Annotated in this window: 14 protein-coding genes; 8 read left to right on the top strand and 6 right to left on the bottom strand. The window is 68.7% G+C overall.

The window, feature by feature from the left end:
• Window positions 1-34: 34 nt before the first annotated feature.
• The 4 genes from MHN80_RS24860 to MHN80_RS24845 form a co-directional block, all read right to left on the bottom strand.
• On the bottom strand, window positions 35-2383 hold the full coding sequence (locus MHN80_RS24860) for an ATP-binding domain-containing protein (protein ID WP_239404043.1): 2349 nt from the start codon (window positions 2381-2383) through the stop codon (window positions 35-37).
• Window positions 2380-3075: a hypothetical protein gene (locus MHN80_RS24855; RefSeq protein WP_033206411.1), complete on the bottom strand. Its 696-nt coding sequence runs from the start codon at window positions 3073-3075 to the stop codon at window positions 2380-2382. Before MHN80_RS24855 ends, MHN80_RS24860 begins: the two co-directional genes overlap by 4 nt.
• Window positions 3076-3181: 106 nt before the next feature.
• Window positions 3182-4276 carry a DoxX family protein gene (locus MHN80_RS24850; protein ID WP_101821517.1) on the bottom strand — a complete coding sequence of 365 codons (1095 nt, stop codon included), beginning with the start codon at window positions 4274-4276 and terminating at the stop codon, window positions 3182-3184.
• Between the two features lie 212 nt (window positions 4277-4488).
• A complete protein-coding gene (locus MHN80_RS24845; protein ID WP_239404042.1) occupies window positions 4489-5187 on the bottom strand; it encodes an MBL fold metallo-hydrolase in 699 nt (232 codons plus the stop codon).
• A gap of 243 nt (window positions 5188-5430) precedes the next feature.
• Here MHN80_RS24845 and uvrA point away from each other — a divergent pair, with 243 nt between their 5' ends.
• Window positions 5431-8313, top strand: coding sequence for an excinuclease ABC subunit UvrA (gene uvrA, locus MHN80_RS24840; protein ID WP_064572033.1), 2883 nt, complete (start codon window positions 5431-5433; stop codon window positions 8311-8313).
• Window positions 8314-8358: 45 nt separating this feature from the next.
• Here the strand turns inward: uvrA and MHN80_RS24835 are convergent, their stop codons facing one another.
• Complete coding sequence (locus MHN80_RS24835) at window positions 8359-8646, bottom strand: hypothetical protein (protein ID WP_004018749.1); 288 nt, start codon at window positions 8644-8646, stop codon at window positions 8359-8361.
• Between the two features lie 89 nt (window positions 8647-8735).
• Window positions 8736-9161: a DUF1844 domain-containing protein gene (locus MHN80_RS24830; protein WP_064572034.1), complete on the bottom strand. Its 426-nt coding sequence runs from the start codon at window positions 9159-9161 to the stop codon at window positions 8736-8738.
• Window positions 9162-9427: 266 nt separating this feature from the next.
• Between MHN80_RS24830 and infC the strand changes: the two genes are divergently transcribed.
• From infC to pheS, 7 genes are all read left to right on the top strand, one after another.
• Window positions 9428-10069, top strand: coding sequence for a translation initiation factor IF-3 (gene infC, locus MHN80_RS24825; protein WP_239404045.1), 642 nt, complete (start codon window positions 9428-9430; stop codon window positions 10067-10069).
• Between the two features lie 131 nt (window positions 10070-10200).
• Entirely contained in the window at window positions 10201-10395 is a 195-nt protein-coding gene (gene rpmI, locus MHN80_RS24820; protein ID WP_004018754.1) for a 50S ribosomal protein L35, read from the top strand.
• 43 nt (window positions 10396-10438) lie between these two features.
• Entirely contained in the window at window positions 10439-10819 is a 381-nt protein-coding gene (gene rplT / locus MHN80_RS24815) for a 50S ribosomal protein L20 (RefSeq protein ID WP_004018755.1), read from the top strand.
• A gap of 47 nt (window positions 10820-10866) precedes the next feature.
• Window positions 10867-11676: an RNA methyltransferase gene (locus MHN80_RS24810; RefSeq protein ID WP_064572035.1), complete on the top strand. Its 810-nt coding sequence runs from the start codon at window positions 10867-10869 to the stop codon at window positions 11674-11676.
• Window positions 11677-11722: 46 nt separating this feature from the next.
• Window positions 11723-14194 (top strand): Tex family protein, encoded by a 2472-nt coding sequence (locus tag MHN80_RS24805; RefSeq protein WP_308219801.1) that lies wholly within the window; start codon window positions 11723-11725, stop codon window positions 14192-14194.
• 162 nt (window positions 14195-14356) lie between these two features.
• Window positions 14357-15766, top strand: a complete 1410-nt coding sequence (locus MHN80_RS24800; RefSeq protein WP_239404041.1) for an acyltransferase — start codon at window positions 14357-14359, stop codon at window positions 15764-15766.
• Between the two features lie 125 nt (window positions 15767-15891).
• On the top strand, window positions 15892-16944 hold the full coding sequence (gene pheS / locus MHN80_RS24795) for a phenylalanine--tRNA ligase subunit alpha (RefSeq protein WP_004018759.1): 1053 nt from the start codon (window positions 15892-15894) through the stop codon (window positions 16942-16944).
• Window positions 16945-16985 lie beyond the last annotated feature (41 nt).

Raw genomic sequence — 16985 nt, 5'->3', positions numbered from 1 at the left:
TCCGAACAATCGCGGACCCACCGGACCCCGCCGGTCAGCCGGCCGGCAGATCAGCGAGTGCGTCGGGGAGATCGTCGCGATGGACGACGACGAGTCGCTGCGTCGCCCGGGTGAGGGCCACGTACAGGTCGCTGAGTCCCCGTGGTGACTGATCGATGACGGCGGCGGGCTCGACGACGATCGTGGTGTCGAACTCCAGGCCCTTGCAGCTCCGTACGGTGTAGACCCGGGGCGGCTCGCGGTCCTCCAGGGCGAATCGTTCCGGGGACAATGCCGCATCGACGACCTCGCGCAGGTGGTCGGGGACCACGACGGCGGTGAGGCCGTCGGGTTCGGCGAGCTCGACGGCCCGGCGGACGGCGTCGACGATGTCCGCCGGTGCTCCACCGTCCGCGCGGATGGCTACCGGCTCGATCCCGTTGCTGCGCAACGAGGTCGGCGCCTTCTCGCCGTTGCCGATCTCATCGAGGACGCGGGCGGCGTACACCATGATCTCGCTGGGGGTTCGATAGTTGACCGAGAGTTCCTTGAACTGCCAGCGTTTGGCGACATAGGGTTCCAGGACCTCGCCCCATGAGCGGGTGCCCGCCTCATCGGATGTCTGTGCGGTGTCGCCGATGATCGTCATCCACCGATTCGGGATGCGCCGCATCACCATTCGCCATGCCATCGCGGAAAGCTCCTGGGCCTCGTCGACGATGACGTGGCCGAAGGTCCAGGTGCGGTCGCCATAGGCGCGTTCGGCTGTCGTGGCGCGCCGGGTCTCGGTCTGGCGGGAGGCGAGTTGTTCGGCGTCGATCAGGTCGTAGGCCATCAGGATCTCGGGGTCGAGTTCGTCCTCGAGGTCTTGCGGTGCCGAGCCGGTCAGGATGTCCAGGGCATCCTGGGCCTCGGCGAGCTGGCGGCGCCACCGTGCGCGCTCGGCCCGCTCGGCGTCCTCGGTGCCGTACCCGATCAGCTCGGCCAACTCATCCAGCAGTGGCACGTCCGCAGGGGAGAAGTCCTCACCTGATGTCGTCGCCGGCCGCGACGGCCGGTGCAGCGCTGCGCGGTCGGCGTCCGACCAGCCCGGGGTGGCCTTGCGGATCGCGCGTTCGTCGCCGAGGAGGTCGCGCAGCAGTGCCTGCGGGGTGAGGGTCGGCCAGTAGCGCAGCAGCGCGGCACGGATGTCGGGATCGCGACTCATGTCGTCGCGGATGTCGGCGATGTCCGCGGGGCTGAGCAACTGCGAACCGTCGAGCAGGCTCGATCCGATCGTCGCCGCATGCCGGGCGGCGAGTTCGGCGAGTCCGGCCTTGAGGAAGGCGTTCTGCGACAGGTTGTGCGCGCGTCGCGTCGCGCGGGCTTTGGCGCGCGCGGCCTTGATCAGCGCCGAGTCGATCTCGACCCGGTAGCTGTCGAAGTCCACTGCTTCGGGTCGGGACGGCAGTGACTGCTGGGCGCGCACCGCTCGCTTGAGGACGTCGACCATGCGTAGGCCGCCCTTGACCGCCGCGGCCGTCCGCGGATCGTCGGTGCCCGCCCGCACACCGGGGAACAAGTCGCCGATGGTCGAGAGAAGCACGCCGGACTCGCCCAGCGAGGGGAGCACCTGACCGATGTAGTTCAGGAAGTCGTCATTGGGCCCGATGATGAGAATGCCGCTGCGGGAGAGGTTCTCACGATGGGTGTAGAGCAGGTAGGCCGCGCGGTGGAGCGCGACCGCGGTCTTGCCGGTACCGGGTCCGCCCTGGATGACGGTGACCCCGCGGTGCGTCGAGCGAATGATCAGGTCCTGCTCGCGCTGGATGGTCTCGACGATGTCGGTCATCTCACCGGTACGCGCCGCGTTGAGGGCGGCCACCAACGCCGATTCGTTGACGACGTCGCCGTGTCCGAAGTCGTCGAGCAGGGCGTCGCCGGCGGTCAGGGACTCGTCGCTGACACCGCGGACCTTGCGGCTACGGGTCCGGATGTGGCGTCGGCGTGCGACGTCCTCGGGGGCCGCAGGCGTCGCCAGATAGAACGGCCGGGCCAGGGGAGCACGCCAATCGAGCAGGAGGGTGGCGTCGGTGGCGGTGGCGTCGAGCTCGCCGTCGTCGGCGAAACCGTCGTCGAGCACACCGATCCGCCCGATGCGCCGGATCTCGCCGTCGTCGAGATCGAGACGGCCGAAGTACAGATTGTGTTCGGCGGCATCGAATTTGGCGAGGTCTTCGTTGTACATCCGCTCGTACGACTCGCGTTCGGACAGTGCCTGTGGCGTGCCGCCGCGTTCGGACAGGGTCGACGACAACCGGCGCTGGGTGGTCCGCCGCATCCGATCGAGGCGGCCGTACACGCGGTCGAGGTGCCGCTGTTCCTCATCCACCCGGGGATCGGTGTCCGGCGAGAGGGCGGTCATCGATCGTGTCCGATCGACCGGGGTGAGCGGAGATCGTCGGACCGGGACAGGCCGGCGGCCCGCAATCGGGCGGTCACCGCCGGGGGATCGCCCGCCAGACGGGTACAGACGTCCGGCACCGGATCGGCGAGGGTCGCATCGTCGAGGCGTCGGGACAACCACGACAGAACGTCGGCCTGTGGGCCGAAGGGGATCGGGTCGCCGGTGACCGGGTCGGCGAGGACGCCGTGACGGGACACGTAGAGGTCGAACTCCGTGGGCAGGGGCGGCCGATCCTCGGGGAGGAAGGGGGTGGGCCGGCCATGGATCAGGGGGTGGTCGCGCGTATTCACTGTCTGTCGATGATAGTTCGGTTCGGTGGCGTCGAGCGCCTCGATGTGGTCGGGACCCAGCCATGCCGCGATGGTCGTGATCGACCGCTGACCTGCGAAGATCGGGGCGGCAGGTAGATAGCCGCGGGCCGCGACGTGTGCGGAATGGCCGACTGTGATGTTCGTGACGTGGACCGGTTGCAGACAGACGATGTCCGACGACCGCACATGTGCCAGCTTGCGGCGCAGGACGTGTGGGGCGGCGTTCGACCCGACCGCGACCACCAACCGGGAATCGGGAGAGGGAACGGACCCGAAGGCCGGATCACCCAGGATCACGTCCCGTAGTGCGACGTCTCTCAGCGCCACGGACGCGGGCACCCAGGGATAGTCGCCTGGCGGGTGCACCGCGTCCGTGGTCGTGAGATCGGTTGTGTTCAGGGTCGTGCTCGTATCTTCTGCTCGTGCGCGAGAGGATCCCGAGGGATCAGCGACGTGCCTTGCGCAGACGCTTGCGGCTCTGTTCTGCCGAGTCCTCGGCGGACGCGGCGAGCTGCCGTGCGGTCTCGGCGAGTTCGGCCGATCGAGCGCGGGCGACGTCGGCCAGCTCGGCGGACCGATCGCGCGCGACGTCGGCGAACTCCGGGGCGCGCTTGCGTGCGGTGTCGGCGAGTTCGGACGCGCGGTCGCGTGCCGAGTCGGCGACCTTCGGAGCCTTCTTCTTCGCCTGCTTCTGTGCCTTCGCGGCCTGCTTCTGGGCCTTCTCGGCGCGCTTCTGCGCTTCCTTGACGAGCTTCGGGCCTCGCTTGCGCGCGGTGTCGGCGAGATCGGACGAGCGCGCGAGAGCCGTGTCGGCGAGTTCCGACGAGCGGGTGAGAGCCGCATCGGCCAGAACCGGGGCCCGGTCACGGATGCGGTCGGCGACGTCGGAGGCGGTGTCGGCGGCCTTCTCGGCGAACTCCAGCGAGCGCTTCTGGGCGGCTTCGGCGATCTCCGGAGCGTGCTCGCGGAACTTCGCCGCGGCATCGGCCGACCGCTCGGAGACGATCTCGGCGCCGTCGTGGGTGCGCTCGACGAGGTGCTCCCACGTCGACGACCCGGCGGCCGCGCCGATCGGCAGGGCCGCCGCAACCGCGGAGGCCTTTTGGCGTCCACGCCACGCGAGCGAGGGCTTGCCCTCGGTGTCGACAGCCGCCAGCAGAACTCCGCCGAGGAGGCCGACGTTCTTGATGAAGGCGTTGCGCTGGGCCTCCTTCTTGACCGGGTCCGCCTCGTTCCAGAAGTCGGTGCCGGCGGCCGTCGTGGGGATCAGCGTCCCGGCCAGGACGACCGACGCGAAGCGCGGGAACTTGCCGGTCGCGAGGAGGATGCCGCCGCCGATCTGGGCGGCCGCGTTGATCTGTACGAGCGTCTCGGTGTTCTCCGGGATCCGGCCGGCCACCTCCGGCGGGAGCGACGACCGGGCCTTGTCCACGACCGGTTCCGCGGATTGCGCAATCGGCTTGGGGCTCCGGATGGCGTCCACGCCGCTGGCGACGAACGCCGAGGCGAGGAGCGGACGGGCTATACGGCGGAGAATCATCGGTCACAACCTTCTTCAGTCGGGTTTGGCTATCGAGATCCGTCGGGTGGAGCGCGTTTCTGGCCCGTTCAACGCTACCCTCTCGCGACGAATCTGCAGGTCGCTCGGCGTGCCGTGATCAGATTGCGCGTGTGCAGGCGTCTCGGGTCACGACTCGCCGAACGATCCGAGGAACAGGTAACCGTCTGCGGCGAAGACCAAACACGCGGTGCTCACCAGCGGCGCTCACGCCACTCGGGCAGCGAGTCGCGCTCAGCACCCAGGGTGGTGTCGGTGCCGTGGCCCGGGTAGACCACGGTCGAGTCGTCGAACCGGTCGAACAGCTTCGTCGAGACGTCCTCGAGAAGGGTGTCGAAATCCTCCGGCTTCCAGGTCTTGCCGATCCCGCCCGGGAAGAGACAGTCCCCGGTGAACAGGTGGACGGTTCGCTCGCCGTCGTCGGCCACGTCGGTGAGGGCCAGGGCGATCGAACCGGGGGTGTGACCGACCAGGTGGATGGCCTCGAACGAGAGGTCGCCGACCTCTATGACGTCACCGTCGTCGACGAGGCGGTCGGGGGTGACGGGCAGTTCGCCGGCGTCCAGGCGCCCGGCCGCGGTGGGCACCCCGGTGTGCTCGGCGACGGCGGCGAGGGCCTGCCAGTGGTCGAAGTGCTGATGGGTGGTGAAGATCAGTTTCGGCGTTCCCTCGACGGCCGACAGGACTCCGGTGATCGTGTCCGCGTCGTTGGCCGCGTCGATGATCAACTGATCGCCGGTGGCGCGCGAGGTCACCACGTAGACGTTGTTGTCCATCGGACCGACGGACAGCTTGACGATGGTGGCCGCCGCCAGCGTGCGGCGCTGCGGGGTCTTCGACTCGGAGAGGTCGCCGGTGTAGGTGTCGCTGATCGGTGTCGCTGGGGAGGTCATGTCGACAGGCTATGACAGCAGGCCGTCGGAATGTGACGGTCGTGACCATGGGAGTTCGCGTGGCGCGCGTATCCTGGATCATCGGTTCGGGGAATGACACGCGGGCGGCGAGACCGATCGCCCGGTCACCGAACCCGCGAATCTTTCCGGGGCGAGCTCGTGATGACAATCTTGTCGGTGGCCGTCGGTACTGTGCCCGTGCGCCGGCCGTGCGCCCCGTGACTCGAGAATGTAAGGACTGCAGTGGTTGATCGCTTGATCGTCCGAGGTGCCCGCGAACACAACCTTCGCGGCATCGATGTCGACCTGCCCCGGGACAGCCTCATCGTGTTCACCGGGCTGTCCGGATCGGGCAAGTCGTCCCTCGCCTTCGACACGATCTTCGCGGAGGGACAGCGACGCTACGTCGAATCGCTGTCGGCCTACGCGAGGCAGTTCCTCGGGCAGATGGACAAGCCGGACGTGGACTTCATCGAGGGACTCTCGCCCGCGGTGTCCATCGATCAGAAGTCGACGAACCGCAACCCCCGGTCGACCGTCGGCACGATCACCGAGGTCTACGACTACCTCCGACTCCTGTACGCCCGCGCGGGCAAGGCGCACTGCCCGATCTGTGGCGAGCCCATCGCCAAGCAGACACCGCAGCAGATCGTCGATCAGGTCCTCGCGATGGAGGAGGGCACCCGCTTCCAGGTGCTCGCACCGGTCGTCCGCACTCGGAAGGGCGAGTTCGTCGACCTCTTCGCCGAACTCCAGACCCAGGGTTTTTCGCGCGCCCGCATCGACGGAGTCGTCCACCCGCTGACCGATCCGCCGAAGCTGAAGAAGCAGGAGAAGCACGACATCGAGGTGGTCGTCGACCGCCTGGTCGTCAAGACCAGCGCCAAGCAGCGTCTGACGGATTCGGTCGAGACCGGTCTGCGTCTGGCCGACGGCATCATCGTGCTCGATTTCGTCGACCTCGAGGAAGACGATCCGGAACGTGAGCGTCGGTTCTCGGAGCGGATGGCCTGCCCGAACGCACACCCGATCGCGATCGACGACCTCGAACCGCGCTCGTTCTCGTTCAACTCGCCCTACGGCGCGTGCCCCGAATGCGACGGCCTCGGCGTCCGCAAGGAGGTCGACGAGGAACTCGTCGTGCCCGACCCGGAGATGTCGCTCGCCGAGGGGGCCATCGCACCATGGTCCACCGGGCACAACGCCGACTACTTCCTTCGCCTGATGTCGGGGCTGGCCGACCAGATGAAGTTCGACATCAACACGCCATGGAAGAAACTGCCCATCAAGGCTCGGCGGGCACTGCTCAACGGCAGCGATCACCAGGTGCACGTCAAGTTCCGCAACCGGTACGGCCGCACCCGCTCGTACTACACCGAGTTCGAGGGTGTGCTCTCGTTCCTTGCGCGCCGCATGGACCAGACCGAGTCCGAGCAGATGAAGGAGCGCTACGAGGGCTACATGCGCGATGTGCCGTGTCCTGCCTGCCAGGGTGCGCGGTTGCGTCCGGAGATCCTCGCGGTGACCCTCGACCACCCGGAGTACGGACCCAAGTCGATCGCCGAGGTGTGTGCACTGTCGGTCGCCGACTGCGCCGACTTCCTCGACCAGCTGCGGCTCGACTCACGGCAGGCGGCCATCGCGGGTCGGGTCCTCAAAGAGGTCCAGGCCCGCATCCGCTTCCTGCTCGACGTCGGGCTCGAGTACCTGTCCCTGGAGCGCGCAGCGGGATCGTTGTCGGGCGGTGAGGCGCAGCGCATTCGTCTGGCCACCCAGATCGGGTCGGGTCTCGCGGGCGTCCTCTACGTCCTCGACGAGCCGTCGATCGGTCTGCATCAACGCGACAACCGCCGGCTCATCGACACGCTGACCCGTCTTCGGGACCTGGGCAACACGCTCATCGTCGTCGAACACGACGAGGACACCATCCGCGCCGCCGACTGGATCGTCGACATCGGTCCCCGCGCGGGTGAGCACGGTGGTCACGTCGTGCACAGCGGTAGCTACAAGGACCTGCTGAAGAACCGCAAGTCGCTGACCGGTGCGTACCTCGCCGGACGCGACACCCTGCCGGTGCCGGAGATCCGCAGGCCGATCGACCGCAAGCGGCAGCTGACCGTCGTCGGCGCACGGGAGCACAACCTGCGCGGCATCGACGTGTCGTTCCCGCTCGGTGTGATGACCGCGGTCACCGGCGTCTCGGGATCGGGCAAGTCGACGCTCGTCAACGACATCCTCGCGACGGTGCTCGCCAACAAGCTCAACGGCGCGCGCCAGGTGCCCGGACGCCACACGCGCATCAAGGGCCTGGACAACCTGGACAAGCTCGTCCAGGTCGACCAGTCGCCGATCGGCCGCACCCCGCGGTCCAACCCGGCCACCTACACCGGCGTCTTCGACAAGATCCGCACCCTGTTCGCGGCGACCACCGAGGCCAAGGTGCGCGGCTACCAGCCGGGTCGCTTCTCGTTCAACGTCAAGGGCGGCCGCTGCGAGGCATGTACCGGCGAGGGCACGATCAAGATCGAGATGAACTTCCTGCCGGACGTCTACGTGCCGTGCGAGGTCTGCCACGGTGCGCGCTACAACCGGGAGACCCTCGAGGTCCACTACAAGGGCAAGACCATCTCCGAGGTCCTCGACATGCCGATCGAGGAGGCGGCCGACTTCTTCGAGCCCGTCAGCTCGATCCACCGCTACCTCAAGACCCTCGTCGACGTCGGCCTCGGTTACGTCCGGCTCGGGCAGCCGGCCCCGACCCTGTCCGGTGGTGAGGCGCAGCGCGTGAAGCTGGCGGCCGAGTTGCAGAAGCGGTCGATGGGCCGGACGGTCTACATCCTCGACGAGCCCACCACCGGCTTGCACTTCGAGGACATCAAGAAGCTGCTCACGGTGATCAACGGCCTGGTCGACAAGGGCAACACGGTCATCGTGATCGAGCACAACCTCGACGTCATCAAGACCGCCGACTGGGTCATCGACATGGGACCCGAGGGCGGCGCAGGCGGCGGGACCGTCGTCGGCGAGGGCACCCCGGAAGACATCGCCGCGACCCCGGGCAGCCACACCGGCAAGTTCCTGGCCGAGATCGTCGACATCGACCAGGCGGTGGCGTCGGTCGGCTGACCGCAGACCGGTGGCGCGGAACGCGATTCGGGGGAGTGAGGTCGGTCAGGACCCCATCGACTTGCGGATCTCCTCGAGTCGCTTCTTCGCGGCTTCGTCGCGCTTGCGCATCATCTCGTCGACGCTCTGTCCCTCAGGGCCGGCCTCCGCGAGCTCCTGGGAGCCGATCGCAGTCGTGATGCGGTTCTCGATCTTGTCGCGGACGAAGTCGAAGGTCGGGACCCCGCTGTCGGAGTAATTCGGATCAGGGAACGCTCCCGGCACCGGGCCGGTCGGCACGATCTCCGCATCGACGATCTCGTCGGACCGCCCGGGCTCATCGGCATTCGTCATGGGTCCAGGGTAGTGGTTTCGACACGGCTCGTCGCTACGCTCCTCGCCTGCTCAACCAGCGGGGCTCGGTCGCCGCGTGTCGAGGCCACCTACTTCCGGGGCGCTCGAACCGGACCGGTGTACTTCTCGCCCGGGCCCTCGCCGGGCTCGTCCGGATAGGCACTGGCCTCGCGGAACGCCAGCTGAAGACTCTTCAGGCCGTCACGGATCGGTGCCGCATGGATGCCGAGATCCGCTTTCGACGCGTCGACGATGCCGGCCAGGGCGGTGATAAGGGTGCGCGCCTCGGGCAGGTCGATGCGTTCCGCGGGGGTGCCCTCGGCAAGCCCGAGCTTCTCGGCCGCCGCACTCATCAGCATGACGATGGACCGGGTGATGACCTCGATCGCCGGAATATCGCCCAGGTCACGGACGTTGTCGAGATCGGTGTCCGCCGGAGCTCCCGTTCCGGCGCCGCCGTCCGTCGCACCCTCCGGGGGTAACGGTGCAGGTGACGAATAGGAGTTCTCGGCCATGGCTGTTAGACTCCCATAGCACGACCGCCCTGGTATGCGCCGGGGTCGTAAGTGGAGTTCCGCTCCCACCGTTCGACGCGAGGTTCTCGCAGTTGCACGGTCCGGTTCACGCCGATCGTCGCAGATCGCATCCTACGATGCTGAGCTGCATGTCGACGGCGACGTGTGTCAGTTCTGGCATGCGGAGAACGAACCGGTCGGTATCGGAGCCCCGCGGACATCAGTCCCGGGGCTTCCTTGCTGAGGTGTCCCGCAGGTTCTCTTGCATACGTCCCTCGCCACGACGCGACGGTTACCACTGCAGGATTGAACAAGGAGGCCCCATCAGCACTGAGACCCGCATCAACGAGCGCATCCGCGTCCCTGAGGTCCGACTCGTCGGACCCAACTCGGAGCAGGTGGGCATCGTGCGTGTTGAAGATGCGCTTCGCTTGGCCTACGAGGCCGACCTCGACCTGGTCGAGGTGGCTCCGGACGCCCGTCCGCCGGTCTGCAAGATCATGGACTACGGCAAGTTCAAGTACGAGGCAGCCCAGAAGCAGCGCGAATCGCGTCGTAATCAGCAGATGACCGTCATCAAGGAGCAGAAGCTCCGGCCCAAGATCGACGACCACGATTACGAGACCAAGAAGGGTCACGTCATCCGGTTCCTCGAGGCGGGTTCCAAGGTGAAGGTCACCATCATGTTCCGCGGCCGCGAACAGTCCCGTCCCGAGCTCGGCTACCGCCTGTTGCAGCGGCTGGGCAACGACGTCGCCGACTACGGCTTCGTCGAGACGTCGGCCAAGCAGGACGGTCGCAACATGACCATGGTCCTCGCCCCGCACAAGGGTGCGAAGACCCGCCAGAAGGCACAAGAGAGCCGCGAACGTTCCGGTGGCCCGAAGGCCGCCCCGGACGAGAACTGAGCGGACGAGAACTGAGTCGATCGGCCGGACGAGAGTCCGATCCGTTCCGGCCGAGATCAGACACGCGAACCCGGACACACACCGGACCTCGCCAGGTCCGGTGCCCGAGTTCGCCCGAGAGAAGGAAGAACATGCCGAAGAGCAAGACCCACAAGGGCACCGCGAAGCGCTTCAAGGTGACCGGCAGCGGGAAGATCGTGCGCCAGAAGGCCAACCGTCGCCACCTGCTCGAGCACAAGTCGTCCAAGCGCACTCGCCGTCTCGACGGCACCACCGTCGTCAGCGAGAACGACGCCCCGCGCATCAAGCGACTGCTCAACCGCTGACGCCAGCGACCCCAGACATCTGACAAGCAAAAGGATCTAACACATGGCACGCGTGAAAAGGGCCGTCAACGCCCAGAAGAAGCGTCGGTCCACCCTCGAGGCCTCCAAGGGCTACCGCGGACAGCGGTCGCGCCTGTACCGCAAGGCGAAGGAGCAGCAGCTCCACTCGCTGACCTACGCCTACCGCGACCGTCGCGCGCGCAAGGGTGAATTCCGCAAGCTGTGGATCTCGCGTATCAACGCCGCGGCCCGCGCCAACGACATCACCTACAACCGCCTCATCCAGGGCCTCAAGGCCGCTGGTGTCGAGGTCGACCGCAAGGTGCTCGCCGACATCGCCGTCACCGATCCCGAGGCCTTCACCGGTCTCGTCGAGGTCGCCCGCAAGGCTCTGCCGGCCGACGTCAACGCCCCGGCTGCCTGATTGCACCCCAGCACCCACGACCCGCGAGTCGCGCGGACGAGTCTCCGATGACGGAGATCCTGTCCGAGCGATCCTCGCGGGTCGTGTCGTATGCAAAGCTCCATCGCGCCGCCGAGCGGCGCGAGCAGGGCCGATTCCTCGCCGAAGGGGCGAACGCCGTCGCGTCGGCGCTCGCCGTCGGACGAATCGAGGTGCTCCTGGTCGCCGAAGACGAGCAGCCACGCCACCGCGAACTGGTCGACGCCGCGACGGCGGCGGGCGTCCCGGTGTCGGTGATCACGGCCCGCGCCGCGTCGAAACTCGGTGAGACCTCTACGCCCGCAGGAATCTTCGCGATCTGCCCGCTCCTCGACGTGTCGCTCGAGGCAGTCCTCACCGAGGCGCCGCGGCTTCTCGCCATCGCCGTCGAGGCGCGTGAACCCGGAAACGCGGGCACGCTGATCCGGTGTGCGGATGCGATGGGCGCGGACGCCGTCGTCCTGCTCGGCGACGCCGTCGACCCGCACAACGGCAAGTGTGTCCGGGCGAGCGCGGGGAGCGTGTTCACGGTGCCCGTGGTGCGCGAGCGTTCCGTCGACGACGCGCTCGACGCCATCCGCGCCACCGGCATCACGCTGCTGGCGACGGCGGCCGACGGCGAGGTCGACCTGGACTCCGCGGCCGATGTGCTCTCCGGCCGGGTCGCCTGGCTGTTCGGCAACGAGGCACATGGGTTGCCGGCCGACGTGCAGCGTTCGGCCGACCACCGTGTGTCCATTCCGATCCGCGGACGCGCGGAGAGCCTGAATGTCGCTGCCGCGGCGGCCATCTGTCTGTACGAGAGTGCGCGTGTCCACGGCGCGGCGGGTCGAGTCTGACCGCTGTCCGAGTCGGCCGGTAGGGTCGGCGATCGTGTCAGAAACTGTGTCACCCGACTCCGCGCCCGAACCCGCACCCGCGACTCCCGGCTCGCCGGCCGCGGCACCGCAGACGGTGCCCGCGCCCGATCCCGCGGTCGTGAACTCCCGCATCGCCTCGGCGATCGCCGCCGAACTCGGGGTGGGGGTCGGTCAGGTGCGTTCGGCCATCGAACTGCTCGACGGCGGGTCGACGGTCCCGTTCGTCGCCCGGTACCGCAAAGAGGCCACCGGCGGCCTCGACGACGCGCAACTCCGCACGCTCGACGAGCGTCTCGGCTACCTCCGCGACCTCGAGGCCCGTCGCCAGGCGGTCCGCGAATCGATCGCCGCGCAGGGCAAGCTCGACGCCGCCCTCGACGCACGCATCCTCGAAGCCGACACCAAGGCCCGCCTCGAGGACATCTACCTCCCGTACAAGCCCAAGCGCCGCACCAAGGCCCAGATCGCGCGCGAGGCCGGGCACGAGCCCGTGGCCGATGCGCTGCTCTCGGACCCGACGACGGATCCGTCGACGTTCACCGCCGAACAACTCGACGGTGCCCGCGCGATCGCCGTGGAGCGGTTCGCCGAAGACGCCGACCTGGTCGGCGAACTCCGCGAGCTGATGTGGCAGACGGGCGTGCTGCGCACTGCGGTTCGCGAGGGCAAGGAGTCGGCCGGCGCCAAGTTCGCCGACTACTTCGAGTTCTCCGAGCCGTTCACCTCGTTGCCGTCGCACCGGGTCCTGGCCGTGCTGCGCGGTGAGCGCGAGGAGATCCTCTCGGTCACCCTCGACGCCGACCCGGAAGCGGCTGAGCGACCTGCCGGCCCCGGCCCGTACGAACAGCGGATCGCCGCCCGGTTCGGCATCGCCGATCAGGGCCGCCCCGCCGACCGCTGGCTCACCGACACGGTGCGCTGGGCGTGGCGCACCAAGCTCTTCGTCGGGCTGTCGCTCGACGTCCGGATGCGGCTGCGTCAGGCCGCGGAGGCCGACGCGGTCGCGGTGTTCGCCACGAACCTCAAGGACCTCCTGCTGGCGGCGCCCGCCGGGTCCCGAACGACGATGGGCCTCGATCCCGGTCTGCGCACCGGCGTGAAGGTCGCGGTGGTGAACGCGACCGGCAGGGTCGTCGACCACGCGACGATCTATCCGCACGAGCCGCGACGCGACAAGTCCGGCGCGCTGGCCGTGCTGGGCGCACTCGTCGAGAAGCACGGTGTCGAACTCATCGCGATCGGCAACGGCACCGCTTCGCGGGAGACCGACGCGCTCGCCGGTGAACTCCTGTCCGCGATCAAGGAAGCCGGCAAGAAGCCGCCGACGAGCGTCGTCGTGTCCGAGGCGGGTGCCTCCGTGTACTCCGCATCGGCCTACGCGTCGAAGGAGCTGCCCGACCTCGACGTCTCCATCCGCGGCGCGGTCTCGATCGCCCGCCGTCTGCAGGACCCGCTCGCGGAACTCGTGAAGATCGACCCGAAGTCCATCGGGGTCGGCCAGTACCAGCACGACATCTCCGAGACCCTGCTCGCGCGGTCGCTCGGCGCAGTCGTCGAAGACGCGGTGAACGCGGTCGGTGTGGACGTGAACACGGCCTCGGTGCCCCTGCTGTCCCGGGTGTCCGGCATCACCGCGGGACTCGCGGAATCGATTGTCGCGCATCGTGACACCAATGGTGCGTTCCGGGACCGCAAGCAGATCACCGCGGTGCCCCGGCTCGGACCCAAGGCGTTCGAACAGTGCGCAGGCTTCTTGCGCATCGCCGATGGCGACAACCCGCTGGATGCGTCGAGCGTGCACCCCGAGGCGTATCCGGTCGTCACCCGCATCATCGAGAAGGTGGGCACGGATGTCCGGTCGCTGATCGGTGACACCCCGACCCTCACCAAGCTGCGTCCCGAGGAGTTCGTCGACGAGACCTTCGGTCGTCCGACCGTCGTCGACATCATCGCCGAACTCGACAAGCCAGGACGTGACCCGCGTCCTGAGTTCAAGACCGCGACGTTCGCCACCGGCATCGAGAAGGTCTCCGACCTGACGCCGGGCATGGTCCTCGAGGGTCAGGTCACCAATGTGGCCGCCTTCGGTGCGTTCGTCGACGTGGGTGTGCACCAGGACGGGCTCGTCCATGTCTCGGCGATGGCGCATCGGTTCGTCTCCGATCCCCACGAGGTCGTCAAGTCCGGTGACATCGTGAAGGTGAAGGTCATGGACGTGGATGTGGAGCGCAAGCGCATCGGGCTCTCGTTGCGGCTCGACGATGAGCCGGGCTCCGACGGCAAGCCTGCTCGCGCACCCCGTGGGCAGGGACGTGACGACAGTCCGCGTGGTGGTCAGCCGCGCCGGAACGACCAGCGCGGCGGTACTCGCGGCGCCCCGCAGGGCCAGGGCGCTCGGGGGAGCCAGGGCAACCGGGGCGGGAACCGCAACGATCGCCGGCCGGCGCCCAGCGGGGCGATGGCCGACGCGCTCAAGCGGGCCGGTTTCGGCAAGTAGGGTCCTGGCCCGGCGGTCCGGTCAGCACGGACCGGGCCGCCGCGGTCGTCGACGCTGCCGGGCTCCGAGCGTCCCGGAGCGGTTGGTCGGCACGGGGATTGCTGACCCCGGCCGAGTAGTTTTGCTCAGGCCCGCCCGGCGACGGCGGCCGAGACTGACGCCATGCTCAGCACCGAATCAGGCCGACCGGCCGGAATACGCTCGGTTCCGACGGGTCTGCCCACTCCCCGCGAACTCGACGCCCTCACCGGACACCGGGACCGCGTCATCGACCTCATCCGCATCGTGTCCCTCGTCGTGGTCGTCGCCGGTCACTCGATCATGCTCACCGTCGAGGTCGCCGACGGCTCGATCGAGCTGGGCAACACACTCGGCGAGGTACCCGCGCTGCAACCGGCGACCTGGCTGCTGCAAGTGCTGCCGCTGTTCTTCTTCGCCGGCGCCGCCGCGGCGACCCGCGGCTGGACCTCGCGCGGCGAGAGCGACACCCCGACGGCGGGGCAGTGGCTCCTCGCGCGGACTCAGCGGCTGCTGCGTCCGGTCTTCTGGTACCTCGGTGCGGTCGTGGCCGCCTACGCCGTCCTGTCCCGTATCGGTGCCGTGGCCACGGCCGACGTCGTCGCGCGCCTCGGGGTGCAACTCCTGTGGTTCCTGGGCGCCTACCTGCTGGTCCTGGCCGTGGTCCCGTTCCTACAGCGGCTCTCCTCCGCCGGTGGTGTGGCGGTCGCGCTGGGCGTGTGCTGGGGGAGTACCGCACTGGTCGACGCCGTCCGGCTCGCGGACGGACCCGCTGCGCTGGGCTATCTGAACTTCCTCACCGTGTGGACGATCCCCGCTGTTCTCGGGATCGCCTACGCCAAGAGGATCCTGCGGCCCGGGATCGCCCTCATGGTGGCCGTCGGCGGGCTCGCCGTCGACGCCGCCCTCGTCTCGTGGGGACCCTATGAGGTCTCGCTCGTCACCGTGCCGGGTCAGCAGCTGTCGAACATGAGCCCGCCGAGCCTGCTGCTCGCCGGCCACGCGATCGTGCTGTGCGCGGGCGCGATCGCCGTGCGCCGGTTCCTCGCGGTCCTCGCCGACCGTCCGATGATCTGGTGGTGGGTCGTGCTGGGCAACCGCGGCGCGATGACCCTCTACCTCTGGCATCTGCCGGTGCTCGCCGCGATCGTCGGAACGTGCGCCGCGCTGGGTGTCGACCGCGCCGACGTCCACTCGGCGTCGTTCCCGGTGATCGTCGGGGCGCAGACCGTGCTGCTGCTCGCGGTCATGGTCCCGGTGGTCGCAGTGCTGTCTCCGCTCGAGAACCGGTCCCTCCCGTGGTGGGACGAACCGGTCGCCCGGCGCAGCGGGCCGGTGCGGAGCGCGGCCCTGCTGACGGTGCTGGCCGGCCTCGGCGTGGCGATCCTGATGCTCGCGCGTGGCGGTCTGACCGGGGACGGCGTGTGGTGGCTGGTCCTGGGCCTCGCGTGTGCCATCGGCGCCCGTCGGCTGGCGGTTCCCGCCGGTCGCCGGACCGCGGCGGGATCGCCTCCTGGAGACGACGCCTCCCTGCAGGTCAGCGCCCCGCGGTAGTCGTCTACCCTCGACGGGAGTCATCGTCGGCACCCGAGGCGCCCGTCGGCCCCGCTGGGTCGGCGTGCACAGCGCGACGACGATGCCGACCATCCACCGATCGACGCATGAGGAGCACGCCCACCGTGGCCACTTCCGCCGACGCAACGGCATTCCCGGGACCCGACGACCTCGAGGCGGCCGCCTCGGCGGCGATCGCGGCGTTCGAGGCGGCGGCCGACCTCGATCAGCTCGCGGCGGCCAAGTCGGCGCACCTCGGCGATCGTTCGCCGATCGCGCTCGCCCGACGCGCGCTGGGCTCCATCCCCAAGGATCAGCGCTCCGAGGCGGGCAAGCTGGTGAATCAGGTCCGCGGCCGGGTGTCGGCGGCATTGGAGGCGCGGACCGCCGTCCTCGACGCCGAGCGCGACGCGGCGGTGCTCGTCGCCGAATCCATCGACGTGACGTTGCCGAGCGGCCGACGTCCGGTGGGTGCACGCCATCCCATCACCGTGATCGCCGAGCAGGTGGCCGACGTGTTCGTCGGCATGGGCTGGGAGATCGCGGAGGGCCCGGAGGTCGAGACCGAGCATCACAACTTCGACGCGCTGAACTTCCTCCCCGATCACCCCGCACGGTCCATGCAGGACACCTTCTACATCGCACCCGAGGGGTCCCGGCAGGTCCTGCGGACGCACACGTCACCGGTGCAGGTCCGCTCCATGCTGAGCCGCGACCTGCCCATCTACGTCGCGTGCCCCGGCCGTACGTTCCGTACCGACGAACTCGACGCGACCCATACCCCGGTGTTCCATCAGATCGAGGGCCTCGCCGTCGACAAGGGACTCACGCTCGCCAACCTGCGCGGCACCCTCGAGACCTTCGCCCGTGCGCTCTTCGGGCCGGAGACGACGACCCGCATGCGGGCGAGCTACTTCCCGTTCACCGAACCCTCCGCCGAGGTCGACGTGTGGTTCCCCGCCAAGAAGGGCGGGCCGGGCTGGGTGGAGTGGGGCGGTTGCGGCATGGTCAACCCGAATGTGCTGCGCGCCAGCGGTATCGACCCGGACGTCTACTCGGGATTTGCGTTCGGCATGGGTCTGGAACGGACCCTGCAGTTCCGCAACGACATCTCCGACATGCGCGACATGGTCGAGGGTGACATCCGCTTCACCCTCCCGTTCGGTCCGGCCGCCTGACCTCGTCCGGCCCGGACCGACCCCGCCGACTTCTCACGACG

Origin of the sequence: Gordonia sp. McavH-238-E (assembly GCF_022348225.1) — a bacterium.
Lineage (GTDB): Bacteria > Actinomycetota > Actinomycetes > Mycobacteriales > Mycobacteriaceae > Gordonia > Gordonia terrae.
Note: the sequence above shows the minus strand (reverse complement) of the source record. Positions and strands in the feature narration are given on the sequence as shown.

Bases quoted from the DNA above. Each gene is read 5' to 3' on its own strand.
- MHN80_RS24845 (WP_239404042.1), bottom strand. From the start codon at position 5,187: ATGACCTCCCCAGCGACACCGATCAGCGACACCTACACCGGCGACCTC.
- rplT (WP_004018755.1), top strand. From the start codon at position 10,439: ATGGCACGCGTGAAAAGGGCCGTCAACGCCCAGAAGAAGCGTCGGTCC.
- MHN80_RS24835 (WP_004018749.1), bottom strand. From the start codon at position 8,646: ATGACGAATGCCGATGAGCCCGGGCGGTCCGACGAGATCGTCGATGCG.
- MHN80_RS24800 (WP_239404041.1), top strand. From the start codon at position 14,357: ATGCTCAGCACCGAATCAGGCCGACCGGCCGGAATACGCTCGGTTCCG.
- MHN80_RS24860 (WP_239404043.1), bottom strand. From the start codon at position 2,383: ATGACCGCCCTCTCGCCGGACACCGATCCCCGGGTGGATGAGGAACAG.
- MHN80_RS24830 (WP_064572034.1), bottom strand. From the start codon at position 9,161: ATGGCCGAGAACTCCTATTCGTCACCTGCACCGTTACCCCCGGAGGGT.
- MHN80_RS24850 (WP_101821517.1), bottom strand. From the start codon at position 4,276: ATGATTCTCCGCCGTATAGCCCGTCCGCTCCTCGCCTCGGCGTTCGTC.
- MHN80_RS24810 (WP_064572035.1), top strand. From the start codon at position 10,867: ATGACGGAGATCCTGTCCGAGCGATCCTCGCGGGTCGTGTCGTATGCA.
- rpmI (WP_004018754.1), top strand. From the start codon at position 10,201: ATGCCGAAGAGCAAGACCCACAAGGGCACCGCGAAGCGCTTCAAGGTG.